Annotated in this window: 12 protein-coding genes; 8 read left to right on the plus strand and 4 right to left on the minus strand. The window is 64.4% G+C overall.

Annotated elements, in window-relative coordinates; genetic code table 11:
- Window positions 1–44: 44 nt before the first annotated feature.
- The 3 genes from aptA to NFX52_RS08200 all read left to right on the plus strand — a co-directional run bounded on the left by aptA (window position 45) and on the right by NFX52_RS08200 (window position 3899).
- A complete protein-coding gene (aptA, locus tag NFX52_RS08190) occupies window positions 45–1406 on the plus strand; it encodes an omega-aminotransferase AptA (protein WP_055398024.1) in 1362 nt (453 codons plus the stop codon).
- A 138-nt stretch (window positions 1407–1544) separates the two neighbouring features.
- Window positions 1545–3062 (plus strand): CoA-acylating methylmalonate-semialdehyde dehydrogenase, encoded by a 1518-nt coding sequence (locus tag NFX52_RS08195; RefSeq protein ID WP_055398022.1) that lies wholly within the window; start codon window positions 1545–1547, stop codon window positions 3060–3062.
- Window positions 3063–3230: 168 nt separating this feature from the next.
- Window positions 3231–3899, plus strand: coding sequence for a phage tail protein (locus NFX52_RS08200; RefSeq protein ID WP_055398020.1), 669 nt, complete (start codon window positions 3231–3233; stop codon window positions 3897–3899).
- 316 nt (window positions 3900–4215) lie between these two features.
- On the opposite strand, the gene NFX52_RS08205 is transcribed toward NFX52_RS08200, so the two are convergent.
- Entirely contained in the window at window positions 4216–4704 is a 489-nt protein-coding gene (locus tag NFX52_RS08205) for a GNAT family N-acetyltransferase (RefSeq protein WP_162239767.1), read from the minus strand.
- A gap of 108 nt (window positions 4705–4812) precedes the next feature.
- Here NFX52_RS08205 and NFX52_RS08210 point away from each other — a divergent pair, with 108 nt between their 5' ends.
- The 5 genes from NFX52_RS08210 to NFX52_RS08230 all read left to right on the plus strand — a co-directional run bounded on the left by NFX52_RS08210 (window position 4813) and on the right by NFX52_RS08230 (window position 9235).
- Entirely contained in the window at window positions 4813–5112 is a 300-nt protein-coding gene (locus tag NFX52_RS08210; RefSeq protein ID WP_055398016.1) for a DUF6916 family protein, read from the plus strand.
- 461 nt (window positions 5113–5573) lie between these two features.
- Window positions 5574–7916, plus strand: a complete 2343-nt coding sequence (locus NFX52_RS08215; RefSeq protein WP_055398014.1) for an NADP-dependent malic enzyme — start codon at window positions 5574–5576, stop codon at window positions 7914–7916.
- A 154-nt stretch (window positions 7917–8070) separates the two neighbouring features.
- Complete coding sequence (locus tag NFX52_RS08220; protein WP_055398013.1) at window positions 8071–8478, plus strand: guanyl-specific ribonuclease; 408 nt, start codon at window positions 8071–8073, stop codon at window positions 8476–8478.
- A gap of 140 nt (window positions 8479–8618) precedes the next feature.
- Window positions 8619–9044 (plus strand): barstar family protein, encoded by a 426-nt coding sequence (locus tag NFX52_RS08225; protein ID WP_010464776.1) that lies wholly within the window; start codon window positions 8619–8621, stop codon window positions 9042–9044.
- Window positions 9023–9235 (plus strand): hypothetical protein, encoded by a 213-nt coding sequence (locus tag NFX52_RS08230; RefSeq protein ID WP_147433275.1) that lies wholly within the window; start codon window positions 9023–9025, stop codon window positions 9233–9235. The genes NFX52_RS08225 and NFX52_RS08230 overlap by 22 nt, the downstream gene beginning before the upstream one ends.
- 195 nt (window positions 9236–9430) lie before the next feature.
- Here the strand turns inward: NFX52_RS08230 and rsmA are convergent, their stop codons facing one another.
- From rsmA to NFX52_RS08245, 3 genes are read right to left on the minus strand one after another with little or no spacing between them, the layout of a single operon-like run.
- Window positions 9431–10210, minus strand: coding sequence for a 16S rRNA (adenine(1518)-N(6)/adenine(1519)-N(6))-dimethyltransferase RsmA (rsmA, locus tag NFX52_RS08235; protein WP_055398011.1), 780 nt, complete (start codon window positions 10208–10210; stop codon window positions 9431–9433).
- Between the two features lie 30 nt (window positions 10211–10240).
- Window positions 10241–11656: a peptidylprolyl isomerase gene (locus tag NFX52_RS08240; protein WP_055398009.1), complete on the minus strand. Its 1416-nt coding sequence runs from the start codon at window positions 11654–11656 to the stop codon at window positions 10241–10243.
- Window positions 11657–11682: 26 nt separating this feature from the next.
- A complete protein-coding gene (locus tag NFX52_RS08245; protein WP_055398069.1) occupies window positions 11683–14055 on the minus strand; it encodes an LPS-assembly protein LptD in 2373 nt (790 codons plus the stop codon).
- Window positions 14056–14111 lie beyond the last annotated feature (56 nt).

Raw genomic sequence — 14111 nt, forward strand, 5'->3', positions numbered from 1 at the left:
GGGGTTGCCCGCCTTTTGTCGCCGCCTTTGCACTGGAGAACCCCATGAGCTTCGTCAACATCGAAAAACCCGCCGCTGGTGCCGAAGGCCCCCGCATGGACGCCGAATGGCTGGACGCGCACTGGATGCCCTACACGGCCAACCGTCAGTTCAAGGCCAACCCGCGCATGATCGTGGAGGGCAGCGGCGCCTACTACACCGACGCGGACGGTCGCAAGATTTTTGATGGCCTCTCGGGCCTGTGGTGTGCGGGCCTGGGCCATGGCCGCCGCGAGATCGCCGAGGCCATTGGCAAGCAGGCGATGAAGCTGGACTACGCGCCCGCCTTCCAGTTCGGCCACCCGCTGTCGTTCGAGTTGGCCAACCGGGTCAAGGAACTGACGCCTGCGGGCCTGGACTATGTGTTCTTCACCGGCTCGGGCTCCGAGTCGGCCGACACCTCGCTGAAGATGGCACGCGCTTACTGGCGCAACAAGGGCCAGGCGAGCAAAACCCGCCTGATCGGCCGCGAAAAGGGCTACCACGGCGTGAACTTCGGCGGCATCTCGGTGGGCGGCATTGTTGCCAACCGCAAGATGTTCGGCCAGGGCATTGAAGCCGACCACCTGCCCCACACCCAGCCACCCGCTGGCTCGTTCCACAAAGGCATGCCGCCCACGGGCAAAGAGCTGGCCGACCGCCTGCTGGACGTGATTGCGCTGCACGACGCATCGAACATTGCCGCCGTGATCGTGGAACCTTTCTCGGGCTCGGCCGGCGTGGTGATCCCGCCCGTGGGCTACCTACAGCGCCTGCGCGAGATCTGCACGCAGAACAACATCCTGCTGATTTTTGACGAAGTGATCAGCGGCTTTGGCCGCAGCGGCGCCTGGACCGGGGCCGAAGCCTTCGGCGTGACGCCCGACATCCTGAACTTTGCCAAGCAGGTGACCAACGGCGCGCAACCGCTGGGCGGCGTGGTGGCCACCAAGGAGATCTACGACACCTTCATGGCGGCGGGCGGCCCGGAGTACATGCTGGAGTTTGCGCACGGCTACACGTACTCGGCCCACCCTGTGGCCTGCGCGGCGGGCATTGCGGCGCTCGACATCCTGCAGAAGGAAGACATGATCGGCCGCGTGAACGCGCTGGCGCCGTACTTCGAGCAAGCCGTGCACAGCTTGAAGGGCGCCAAGCATGTGGCTGACATCCGCAACTTTGGGCTGGCTGCTGGCTTCACCATTGCCGCGCTGCCGGGCGAGCCGGCCCGCCGCCCCTATGAAATTGCGATGAACTGCTGGAAGAAGGGCTTTTACGTGCGCTACGGTGGCGACACCATCCAGCTGGCGCCGCCCTTCATCAGCGAGAAGGCCGAAATCGACCGCCTGATCAACGCACTGGGCGATGCCCTGGCTGAAACGGCGTGATGACACACCCCGGCCCGTGCACGGCGGCCGCTGGCTTGGCGCGCGCCGTTTCATCCGCCAGCGGGAATACTCCTGATTCAATAGCTGCTAGCGCTTTCTAGATAAGCGCTAGCAGCACTTTTTACCCATATTTTTGCCATGAACCACGACAAGAACGTCACCACCACCGTCGGCCACCTGATCGACGGCAAGATCGTTGCGGACACGGCGCGCACGCAGCCGGTGTTCAACCCCGCCACGGGCCAGTCGACCACCAGCGTGGCGCTGGCCAGCAAGGCTACGGTGGAGGCCGCCATTGCTTCGGCCGAAGCCGCCTTCCCGGCCTGGCGCAACACGCCGCCCCTGAAACGCGCCCGCGTGATGAGCAAGCTGAAAGTCCTGCTCGAAGAAAACGCCGACAAGATTGCCGCCCTGATCACCGCCGAACACGGCAAGGTGCTGGCCGATGCACACGGTGAGCTGCAGCGTGGCATTGAAAACGTCGAATACGCGAGCTACGCGCCCGAGCTGCTCAAGGGCGAGCACAGCCGCAACGTGGGCCCCAGCATCGACTCGTGGAGTGAGTTCCAGGCGCTGGGCGTCACCGCAGGCATCACGCCCTTCAACTTCCCGGCCATGGTGCCGCTGTGGATGTGGCCCATGGCTGTGGCGTGTGGCAACACCTTTGTGCTCAAGCCTTCGGAGCGCGATCCCTCCTCCACGCTGTTCATCGCCCAGCTTGCGCTGGAAGCGGGCCTGCCGCCCGGCGTGCTGAACGTCGTCAACGGCGACAAGCTGGCCGTGGACACTCTGCTGCAAGACCCGCGCGTGAAGGCCGTGAGCTTTGTGGGCTCCACGCCGATTGCCGAATACATCTACAGCGAAGGCTGCAAACACGGCAAGCGCGTGCAGGCCCTGGGCGGCGCCAAGAACCACGCCGTGCTGATGCCCGACGCGGACGTAGACAACGCCGTGAGCGCCCTGATGGGCGCGGCCTACGGATCGTGCGGCGAGCGCTGCATGGCCATCCCGCTGCTGGTGGCCGTGGGCGACGAAGTGGGCGACGCCGTGATCGCGGGCCTGAAGACCGAGATCGCCAAGATGAAGGTCGGCCCAGGCACCGACAACAGCAACGACATGGGCCCGCTGGTCACCAAGCCGCACTTCGAGAAGGTGAAGGGCTATGTCGACCAGGGCGTGGCAGAGGGTGCCACGCTGGTGGTGGATGGCCGGGGCGTTCAGGTGGCGGGCCATGAGGAAGGCTACTTTTTGGGCGCGTGCCTGTTCGACAACGTCAAGCCCGGCATGAAGATCTACCAGGAAGAGATCTTCGGCCCCGTGCTCGGCGTGGTGCGCGTGAAGACGCTGCAGGAAGCCATGCAGCTCATCAACGACCACGAATACGGCAACGGCACCTGCATCTTCACGCGCGACGGCGAGGCCGCCCGCTACTTCACCGACCACATCCAGGTGGGCATGGTGGGCGTGAACGTGCCCCTGCCCGTGCCGGTGGCTTACCACTCGTTCGGCGGCTGGAAGCGTTCGCTGTTCGGCGACCTGCACGCCTACGGCCCCGACGCCGTGCGCTTCTACACCAAGCGCAAGACCATCACGCAGCGCTGGCCCAGCGCCGGTGTGCGCGAGGGCGCGGTGTTCAGCTTTCCGAGCAGCCGATAGAGCGCAGCGCACGCCCAGGGCCCGTTCAAAGTCCCCCCGAGGGGGTGACAGACAGGCCGGGGAGTGCGTTCGCGTGTGTGAAATGCCTCTTGCAGCATATTCGTTGACCGCTCCCGTGTTGCCGTCATAGTATTCCTGAGCCTATCACTCACTAATGGAGGAGAACTCATGGAAGCATTTATGGGGATGATCATGCCGGTCGGTTTCAACTACGCGCCGCGCGGCTGGGCGTTCTGCAACGGACAGACGGTTCCTATTCAGCAAAACTCAGCCATGTTCGCCTTGCTGGGAACCACGTACGGGGGGGATGGCGTGAACACCTTCGGCCTGCCGGATTTGCGAGGCAGGGTCCCCGTCGGATCACAAGCCGCTGGACCAGGATTGACCCCCATTGCACAAGGCGAGAAGGCGGGTACCAACACCAACACTGTGATTGGCACAGGCTCGGCGACGGTGACACTCAATGCCTCGAATCTGCCACCGCACACGCACCCGGCCACCTTCGACCCCGCAGGGCTCACGGGCACAACGCATTTGCAGGCGTCCACGGGCACCACGGGCACCAGCACGACTCCCGCCAATGGCTCTTTCCTCAGCGCATCGCCGAGTGGCCCGAGCAGCGCGTCCATCTACTCACCGACCGCAACGGGTCCGGTCAACCTGGGTGGTGTCAGCACCACCATTGGTGGCACAGGCGCGGTGACGGTGGGCGCCAATACCGGCGGCCAGCCGTTGGCCGCCCCCGTGACGACCACAGCCATGGTGTCCAACATGCAGCCGTATCTGGGCCTCAACTACATCATTTGCATGGAAGGCATCTTCCCGTCGCGCAACTGAGATCGTTGGACGGTCTCGCGCAAGCAGCGCTGCGGTCGCTGCGTGCGGCGCGCGGCGTGCGGCGTAGACTGCTATGCGGCTGTCGCATAGCTGCACTGGGGCACCTGGTCTGGGGCATGGATTGTCTGCAGCCAGGTGGCCAGCAAGCGCCGCAGCTTGTTCTGCGGCCCCCGGCACCGTGATCTACTTGCCGTGTGTCCCCGTTGTCGATACAGAAGCCGCCCCACGGATGGCCTTGCCTGCAAGCGCTACGCGGTCAGGCACATTTCCCCCGTCGAAGATGGCTTCAACAACGGAGCGATTGTGCTGGCAGCTCTCACAGCGAAGCGCTTCTCCAGATCATCTGCACGAAAAGATCGTCTTCGGTCACGGAAGTGAATCCGCATTTTTGGTACAGGCACTGCGCTGGATCGTTGTATCGCCCTACCGCCAGACACAGTGGCAGGCCCTGCGCTGCTGCATGGCGCTGCAGCGCAGCCAACGCAGCCATTGCAGCGCCGCTGCGGCGAGCTGGCGGCGCAATGGCGATATCCACCAAGCGCAATTGTTCGGGTGAGGCGTCTACCACCATGCGCCCTATTGGGTGGCCGGAACGCAGCAGTACCAACTGGCGGGCCAAGGGGAACTGGTGGCGGTAGCCGGTCTCCTGTGCATTGAACTGCATGGCTATCAACTGCTGGAGCAGCGCGAGGTCGGGGATGGCCTGCTGGAGGTCATCGCGGGTAGACAGATAGAGTTCCAGCAGAAAAGGCTGATCGTCGTCGGCCCTCTCACGCAGGGCAAATGGTTCAGATAGCAAATACACAGTGGATTCTCGGCTGTAGGATGTTGAGTGGGTCGTGGATACCAGCCCATTCTGGCAACTCAATGGCCTGTATCCAACCCTTTTGTGATCCCTCAACACACGCCATCGATGAGCACCACTTTTGAATCCGTCAACACCCTGGTGGGCAGTCCCTTCGTCGCACTGACAGAGCATGGCCCTGTAGAGCTGGTTTTGGTAGAAGCTACCGAACGGGCACGCGGCCATTTGCCAGAGCAATTTCGGACGCCGTTCACACTGCTATTTCATGGACCAGATGCCCCAAGGCTTTCTCAGGCCACGTACACGCTGAACCACCCGCAACTGGGAAGCGTGCAGTGGATGCTGGTGCCCAGCATGCCGGATACGCGCTCGCCGAACATCGCCCGCTATGAGGCGCTGTTTGGCTAACAGCTTGCCCCATGAGAAGCACCGCTAACGATAGCGCCCGCTTCGATCTGTTGCCCGCAGGAACTGGAAACCGTCGATGACAGAAGGACCGCTGCAGTCCATTTCTACGGTCTTTTTTCCGCATCTCGGCCATGGACTGCGCTGACCGCAAAAACCGCCCTGGCAGGGAACGATTGTGGTGAAGCCAACGGTTTCGCAGCTCGAAGCTCCAGGCCGGACGGGCTCGAAGCGGAGCTCCAGGCCACTTCGGCAGCGGTTGCGTAAAGGTTGCACCTCGCGCTGGAGCGATCCGCCGCATTCCAACCCAGACGGCAAAGCTGAATTTCCCATGTAAGCAGATTCGCTTACTAGGGTTTTTACCGAACGCGGCCTACAATCGCCCACCCTTACGAAAGCTGACAACCTGCGCCGGACCTGCTTGAACCGGCGTGGCATTGACACCCCAAGCTGGAGACAATTGAATGCCCGAAAACACCACGGCCCAGAACAACAACGATTCCGACAAGCGCGCCCAGTTGCGCCGTGCCGCTCTCGAGTACCACGAGTTTCCCAAGCCCGGCAAGATCGCCATTGCCGCCACCAAGCAGATGGTCAACCAGCATGACCTGGCGCTGGCCTACTCGCCCGGTGTGGCCGCACCTTGCGAAGAAATCGTCAAGGATCCGGCCAATGCCTTCCGCTACACCTCGCGCGGCAACCTGGTGGCCGTCATCACCAACGGCACCGCCGTGCTGGGCCTGGGCGACATCGGCGCGCTGGCCTCCAAGCCTGTGATGGAAGGCAAGGGCGTTCTGTTCAAGAAATTCGCCGGCGTGGATGTGTTCGACATCGAGATCGATGAAAAAGACCCCCAGAAGCTGGTGGAAGTGATCGCCGCGCTGGAGCCGACCTTCGGCGCCATCAACCTCGAAGACATCAAGGCCCCCGATTGCTTCTACGTGGAGCGCGAGCTGCGCAAGCGCATGAAGATCCCGGTCTTCCACGACGACCAGCACGGCACGGCCATCACGGTGGCGGCGGCCATCGTGAATGCGCTGAAGGTGGCGGGCAAGAAGATCGAGGAGGTGAAGCTGGTCACCAGCGGCGCGGGTGCAGCGGCGCTGGCCTGCCTGAACCTGCTGCTCAAGGTGGGTGTGCAGCGCAAGAATGTTTTTGTCACCGACCTGGCCGGCGTGGTCTACGAAGGCCGCGAAGAGCTGATGGACGACGACAAGCGCCAGTTCATGCAAAAGACCGACGCGCGCAAGCTGGCCGAGGTGATGGTGGGCGCGGACGTGTTCCTGGGCCTGTCGGCGGGCAATGTGCTCAAGCCCGAAATGGTGGCTACCATGGCCGAGCGCCCGGTGATCTTCGCCCTGGCCAACCCAAATCCCGAAATCACGCCCGAGCTGGCGCACAGCGTGCGCAGCGACATCATCATGGCCACGGGGCGCTCGGACTACCCGAACCAGGTCAACAACGTCCTGTGCTTCCCGTACATCTTCCGTGGCGCGCTGGACTGCGGCGCCACCACCATCACCGATGAGATGGAGATTGCCGCCGTCCACGCGATTGCCGAACTGGCCCAGGCCGAGCAGAGCGAAGTGGTGGCCGCAGCCTATGTGGGCGAGAAGCTGTCGTTCGGCCCCGAATACCTGATCCCCAAGCCGTTCGACCCGCGCCTGATGATGAAGATTGCGCCGGCCGTGGCGCAGGCCGCCATGGACAGTGGCGTGGCGCAGCGCCCCATTACCGACATGGACGCATACCGCGATCGGCTGCAGACCTTTGTCTACGCCTCCGGCACGACGATGAAGCCCATCTTCGACGCCGCACGCACCGCCGCCAAAAAGCGCGTGGCCTACGCCGAGGGTGAGGAAGAACGCGTGCTGCGCGCCGCACAGATCGTGGTGGACGAGAAGGTGGCCCGCCCGACGCTGATCGGCCGACCCGCCATCATTGCCCAGCGCATCGAAAAGTTTGGCCTGCGCCTGAAGGAAGGCGTGGACTATGACGTGGTCAACACCGACTTCGACCACCGCTACCGCGACTTCTGGCAGACCTACCACCGCATGACCGAGCGCAAGGGCATCACCCAGCAGGTCGCCAAGATCGAAATGCGTCGGCGCCTCACGCTCATCGGCGCCATGATGCTGCACAAGGGCGAGGTGGACGGCCTGATCTGCGGCACCTGGGGCACCACGGCCAACCACCTGCTCTACATCGACCAGGTGATCGGCAAACACGCGGGCGGCGCCGACAGCACGGCGCAGGATGTGCCGGTATACGCCTGCATGAACGGCCTCATGCTGCCCGGCCGCCAGGTGTTCCTGGTGGACACCCACGTCAACTACGACCCGACCCCCCAGGAGCTGGCCGAGATCACCGCCCTGGCTGCCGAGGAAATGATGCGCTTTGGCGTCAAGCCCAAGGCCGCGCTGCTGTCTCACTCCAACTTCGGCACCAGCAACCACCCCAGCGCCGTCAAAATGCGCCAGACGCTCGAACTGCTGCGCCAGCAAGCCCCCTGGCTGGAAGTGGACGGTGAAATGCATGGCGACGTGGCGCTGGACGGCAAGGCCCGTGCAGCCCTCATGCCCAGCAGCGAACTGACGGGTGACGCCAACCTGCTGGTGTTCCCCAACATCGACGCAGCCAACATCGCCTACAACCTGCTCAAGACCGCCGCAGGCGGCGGCATCGCCATCGGCCCCGTGCTGCTGGGCGCGGCCAAGCCGGTTCATATCCTGACGCCCAGCGCCACCGTGCGCCGCATTGTGAACATGACAGCACTTACCGTGGCCGATGCCAACGTGTCAAGATAAGCCAAAAATTGATAGCAAGCGCTAACTTAAAGAGCTTGTTTTTCCCTTCAGCGTCTGCCCAATCTTTGTGCAGACGCTTGCTTTTTGGGGGCCGTTGAGCGACACTAGCGGCTCGAAATTTCGAGTTAACCCGTAGTTTCTGAAAGGTTCGTTGATGCTGAAGGCTGTAGCCACCCGGGCGCGCAAAGCAGGGTTTTTGTGTGTTTTGGGTGTTGCGTTCGTGTTGTCCCCGGTAGCGGGGCATGCCCGGAACTCCCCGTCCACCGACGGCTCCATCCCCCCTATCGCATTGGCCGAGTTGCCGCCCCAAGGGCGGGCGACGTACGCGCTGATCCGTGAAGGAGGGCCCTTTCCGTATGACAAGGACGGAACAGTTTTTGGCAATCGCGAGCGGCTGTTGCCCGCCCACAAGCGGGGCTACTACCGTGAGTACACCGTCAGAACACCAGGATCGCGCAACCGGGGAGCCCGGCGCATTGTGTGTGGCGGCAAGCCCCGGGTTCCGGACGCCTGCTACTACACCAGCGATCACTACGCCAGTTTTCGCGAGATCGTCGAGTGACCCCCGTTGCGCTGCACGCAGGCCAGAGATACGCTGGCAGCGGTAAGCGCGCCCCCTTGAATCCCCCACCCGCAGGCTGCATCCCGCAGCCCTGCGAAATGCCAGAAGTTTGTGGACTTTAAAAAGAAAGAGTAGCGGAGATGCAGACGCCACTTCGTAAAGACCTGGAAACGCCACTGCGTGGCGTGCGCACCAACATCGTGCAGTCCATTCGCGCTTTCCGCGTGCAGGACCTGCAGGATGCGGCCACCTCCATGGGTCACCATTTCTTGTACGCCAACCTGGCCCACGCGCAGTCCAAGCAGGATGTGCTGGACCTGATTGCCGGGCAATTCACCTTCCCGTCGCACTTCGGCAAGAACTTTGATGCGTTGTACGACTGCATGACGGATCCCTTGCATAAATCGGGCCCGCAGCCTGGTTTCATCGTGGTGCTGGAGCAGATCCCCGCCACGGGCAAGTTCGACAAGGAAGCGCGTGAACAACTGCTCGATATCTTCCGCGACGCCGCCGACTACTGGGGCGACCGCAAGATACCGTTCCGGTGTTTCTATTCTTTTCTGTAGCCCGTTCTGCATCCACCAGCCAAGCAGAACGGGCGAACGAGGCTACCGGCACCCAACAAGGTGTCGAGGGCATTGAAATCGGCACGGATTCCGCCGAAAAAATGCCGACCGACAAGCTTGTCGATGTCTCCCCGATGGCGCTGCGCATGAGCAGCCCTTTCAACGCGGGTTACTGGCTGAGCGCGGCCTGAATTCGGTACATCCCCCTGAGGCGCTGCGCGCCTTCCCCCTTCTCTCGAATGGCTGCGCCATTCGGGAAGGTGGACGATGCCCTCGCTGCGGGGCGGCCCTTGCTTGGCATCCCAGGCCTGGGCCGCGCCAGTTGCTGAAAATTCTAGCCAAATCGGGCTCTAGCGCCCGTCCACAAAGAGTCGGCAGCTATTAATTTAAGAGCACGCCTGCGCGAGGGCCACAAACTCAGCCACCGGCACTTCCTCGGCGCGGCGCTGGGTGTCGAAGGTGCCGGCGAACTGGCGCGCTTCGAGCCAGCGGCCCAGGGTGTGGCGCAGCAGCTTGCGGCGCTGGCTGAAGGCGACCTGCACCAGTTCTTCCAGCAGGGGCACCGACAAAGGCGCAGGCTCTGCGTGCGGCACCATGCGGACCACGGCGCTGTCCACGCGTGGGGGTGGGTCAAAGCTCTCAGGCGGCACGAACAGCACGTTTTCCATGGCGTAGCGCCACTGCAGCATGACTGACAGGCGCCCGTAGTCGCTGGTGGCGGGCTTGGCCACCATGCGGTCGATCACTTCCTTTTGCAGCATGAAGTGCTGGTCTTCGATGACCTGCACATGGTCCAGCAAGTGGAACAGGATGGGCGTGGAGATGTTGTAGGGCAGGTTGCCCACCACGCGCAGCTTGAGGTCGGGCAACGCGGCTTTCTCGCGCATGGCCAGTGCCAGCGCGGTGAAGTCCACCTTGAGCACGTCGGACTCGATCACTTCCAGCTGGCCGTGCAGCCGCAGGCGCAAGGCCAGATCGCGGTCCAGCTCGATGACCGTGAGGCGCCCCAGGCGCTCGACCAGGGGCTGGGTCAGTGCCGCGAGGCCCGGCCCGATCTCAACCATGGGCTGGCCCGGCTGGGGTGCAATGGCCTGCACGATATCTTCGATGATGCCCTTGTCGGACAGAAAATGCTGCCCGAAGCGCTTGCGGGGGATGTGTTTCAACGCGTGCTTACCTGTCTGATCATTGATCGGTCACTGCGGTGGGTCGCGGTATTCGACATACGCGCGTCCGCGCAGCTCCTGCGCCCAGGTGGCATAGGCCTCGTCCAGTTTCTTCTCGCGCACGGTGTCGCGCGCCATGTCGCGCTGCTCGCGCTGGGTGAGCTTGGCCTCGCGGCGCTCCAGCAGCTGGATCAGGTGCACGCCGAAACGCGAAACCACGGGTTCGCTGATGTCGCCGGGCTTGAGGGCGTTCAGGGCCTGCTCGAACTCAGGCACATAGCGGCCGGGGGTGGCCCAGCCCAAGTCGCCACCTTCCTTGGAGCTACCGTCCTGCGAGTGCTCGCGGGCCAGCGCTGCAAAATCGGCCTGCCCCATCTGCACACGGCGGCGGTAGTCGGCCAGGCGAGCGGCGGCGGCGCTTTCGGAAAGTTGCGGCCCCGTGCGCAGCAGGATGTGGCGGGCATGGTTTTGCACCACCGTGGTGGGCACGCCAGCCGTGACTCGCTCGATCACCTTGAGCACGTGGAAGCCCGCTGGCGAGCGCACGGGCCCGACGATGCTGCCCACAGGCAGGCCCAGCGTGGAGTTCACAAACAGCTCAGGATACCGGTCGGCCGGGCGCATGCCCAGTTGGCCGCCCGCGCGCTGTCCCTCGGGCGCATCCGAAAACTCGCGGGCCACGGCCGCAAAGTCTTCCCCCGCGCGCACCTTGTCGGCCGCGCGCTGGGCGCGTGCCTGGCGCTCGGCCACCTGCACGGGGCTCGCGTTCTCGGGCACCAGCACCAGCACATGGCCCAGGTTGATCTCCATCGAAGCGACGTCGTTGCCCTTTTGCTGCTCGCGCAGGTACTGGTCGATGTCCAGGTCGGTGACTTTCACGCGCGCCTCCACCTCGCGCTCGCGCAGGCGCTGCAGCAGCAACTGGTTGCGCAATTCCTCGCGGAAGCGCTCCTTGCCCATGCCGTCCCGCGCCAGGCGGCGGTAGAGGTCATCGACCGACATGTTGTTCTGGCGGGCCACGCCCTGTTCGGCCTGCGACACGGCGTAGTCATCCACCTTGAGGCCCGATTCCTTGGCTTGCTGCAGCTGTGCGCGCTCCAGGATGATGCGCTCCAGCACCTCGCGCGCCAGCAGCTCCCGGGGCGGCATGGCACCCCCTTGCTGGGCCAGCTGGGCTTGGGCGCGGGCCAGGCGCGCGCGGACCTCGTTGTTGGTCACGGGCTCGGAATTGACCACGGCGACAATGAAATCCGCCTGCCGGGGTGCCGAGCTGCTGCTACCACTTGCCGTTTCTGCAGGCAGCGTGATCGATGGTGCGGCCGCCGGGCGCGCCGTCAGCCCTTTGCCCGACGGTGCGCCGGAAGGGCGCAGCCCTTGGGCCAGGGCGCCCTGGGAGAGCAGGGAAGCCAGGGTGGCAATGGCCAGTGCAATGACACGGTGATTCATGGCGTTAAGCGTAGGAGCGTTGGGCGTTAGTCGTAATTGCTGAAACGGCTGGGCGTTGTGACCTGCTCGCGCAGGTTCTGGTAACGCGGCACATTCTGCTTGAAGGTGTCCAGGGGGCTGGAGCCCAGGCTCAGGCGCGAGAAGCCGACGAACTCGATCTGGAACAGCAGGCGGGTGTTGGAGGTGGTCACGCTGCTTTGCAGGCGCTCCAGCACCACACGGCCAATCCAGCAGCAGCTGTCGTACTCCAGGCCCACCACGGTGTCCACCAGCTTGCGGTCCTGCAGGCTGTAGTTCAGACGGCCTACGCTGTACCAGCGCCCGCCGCCCTGGCCACGGCCTGCGCCCAGGTCTTTGCCCTTGTCGCCCCACAGGTCGTTCAGCGGCCACTGCCAGCCGATGTCGATCTGCTCGCTGGTGCCACGCTGCAGGCGGTAGGCCGCGCTCACGGTGCGGTAATTGCCGGGGCTGTAGCGCGCGCCGATGGTCGAGCGGATGGAGCGGCCCGTCTTGGGGTTGTACTGCACGGTGGAGTCAAAGCCCCACTGGGGCGTCCAGCTGATGCCCGCGCCCAGCAACAGGTCCGACAGGCGCTCGCTCACGGGGGTACCGCCGGGCAAGGTGACCTTCTGGTCCGAGAACCGCAGCCGCTGGGCAATGCCAAAGCGTGCAGCCTCGGCGCCCGTGTTCGGGTCCAGCAGCCGGGTGGTCACACCCAGTGTGAGCAGGTTGTTGTCGGCCAGCCGGTCGTTACCCCCGAAAGCGTTCTCGGTGTAGATGGTGGCAAAGTTGAAATCATTGGCCGCCGTGTCGTACACGGGCAGCATGCTCTGGTCACGGTAAGGCGTGTAGGTGTAGAACGCGCGCGGCTCCAGCGTCTGCAAGAAGGCGCGGCCAAAGTAGGCGGCATCGCGTTCAAACACCAGCCCGCTGTCCAGGCTGAAGGTGGGCAAGGTGCGGTTGGCTGAACGCTGCCCGTTGGATAGCGCCGAGTCAAACTGGTACTGCGTGGCATGCAATTGCAGGCGCGGGGTGACAAAGCCCCCAGGCGCCAAAAACGGCCTGCTGATCTGCGCCATCGCATAGCTGCGGTTGGCATTGGGCTGGCCTGTCAGCTCGCGGGCGGCCTGGAAGCGGGTGGTGTCCAGCTCCACGCTGGCATCGAGCCCGCCACCCAGCTGCGACGGTGCATAGCGCCACTGCAGCTGCGGCAGCCGGTCATACGGCGGCACGATGGGCGAGGTCACGTCCTGCAAGGTCTGCCACTTGAGGGTGCGCACGCTAGCGGACATGTCATTGCGCGCCCACGACAGCGTGGCGTCGCCCGGCAGCAGGCGCTGGCGCAGCAGGTCGGACGCCCGGCCAAAGTCGCGCCAGTAGTTGTCGTCGCTCACGCGGTTGACGTTCAGATTGAGCCCCAGCCCGCCGATGGCGGTGTCAAAGGCGCCCTGGTGCTGGCCCGAAAAACTCCAGCGCATGCGGTCGCGCAGGCGGTCGGTGGGCATCACATCGGCGCTGATCTGGCCGGTGTAGCTGGGCTCCAGGTAACGGAATTCGCCGCCCAGGTTGGCGCCGCGCTTGGTCATGAGGGCGGCGCGCAGCGTGGCGTCGCGGTTGGGTGCGATGTTCCAGTAGTAGGGCTGGATGTACGCCACCCCGTCGCGGCTGTCCAGCCCGATGGTGGGCGGCAGCAGGCCGGACTTGCGCTTGTCCGACAGCGGGAAGGTGATGTACGGAATGGGCAGCACAGAGACGCCCTTGAACTCCAGCACCGCGTCTTCGGCGGTGCCGACCTCTTCCTCGTTGTCGATGCGAATGGTGGCGGCGCGCAGCACCCAGTCGGGCTGCCAGCTTTCTTCATTGCCGCGCTCGCAGGTGGTGTAGGTGGCGTTGTGCACCACGGCACGGTCGCGGTCGATGAAATCCACGCGCGTGGCGTCGCCGTGCGCCTGGGTGGCCAAAAATTGGTAGCGCGCGTCGCTGAAGAAACCTTCGAAGGCATCCACCCGCAGCTCCAGCGCCGTGCCTTCGTACACGTTGCCCGCGCGGTTGATGCGCACCTTGCCGTTGGCCTTGGCCAGGTCTTCGGGCACGTTGTAGTCCAGGCGGTCGGCACGGATCACGGTGTCGCCCCGGCGCAATTCGGCATTGCCTTCGATGACGGCGTTCAGGTCGGTCTGGCCGCTGATCCGGTCCCCCGTCACAAAAACGGGGAGCTGGGGCCGGACCGCCTCGGGAATCTTTTCCTGAAGCAGGGGCGAGGTGCGCAGCGCAGGGGGTGCATCCCAGGCGCTGGCAGGCGGGGCAGCGTCAGGCGCCTGCGCCAGCACGGAGAGCGGCAGACCGCACCAGGCCAGCGCCACGCCATAAGCCAGGGCCCGGGGTACGGGAGCGCGCAGCCGCTCGGGCTTCGCCTTGGCGGGCCGGGGCCGGAGGGAGGATGTCTGCACGGTGG

Origin of the sequence: Acidovorax facilis (assembly GCF_023913775.1) — a bacterium.
GTDB lineage: Bacteria > Pseudomonadota > Gammaproteobacteria > Burkholderiales > Burkholderiaceae_C > Acidovorax > Acidovorax facilis.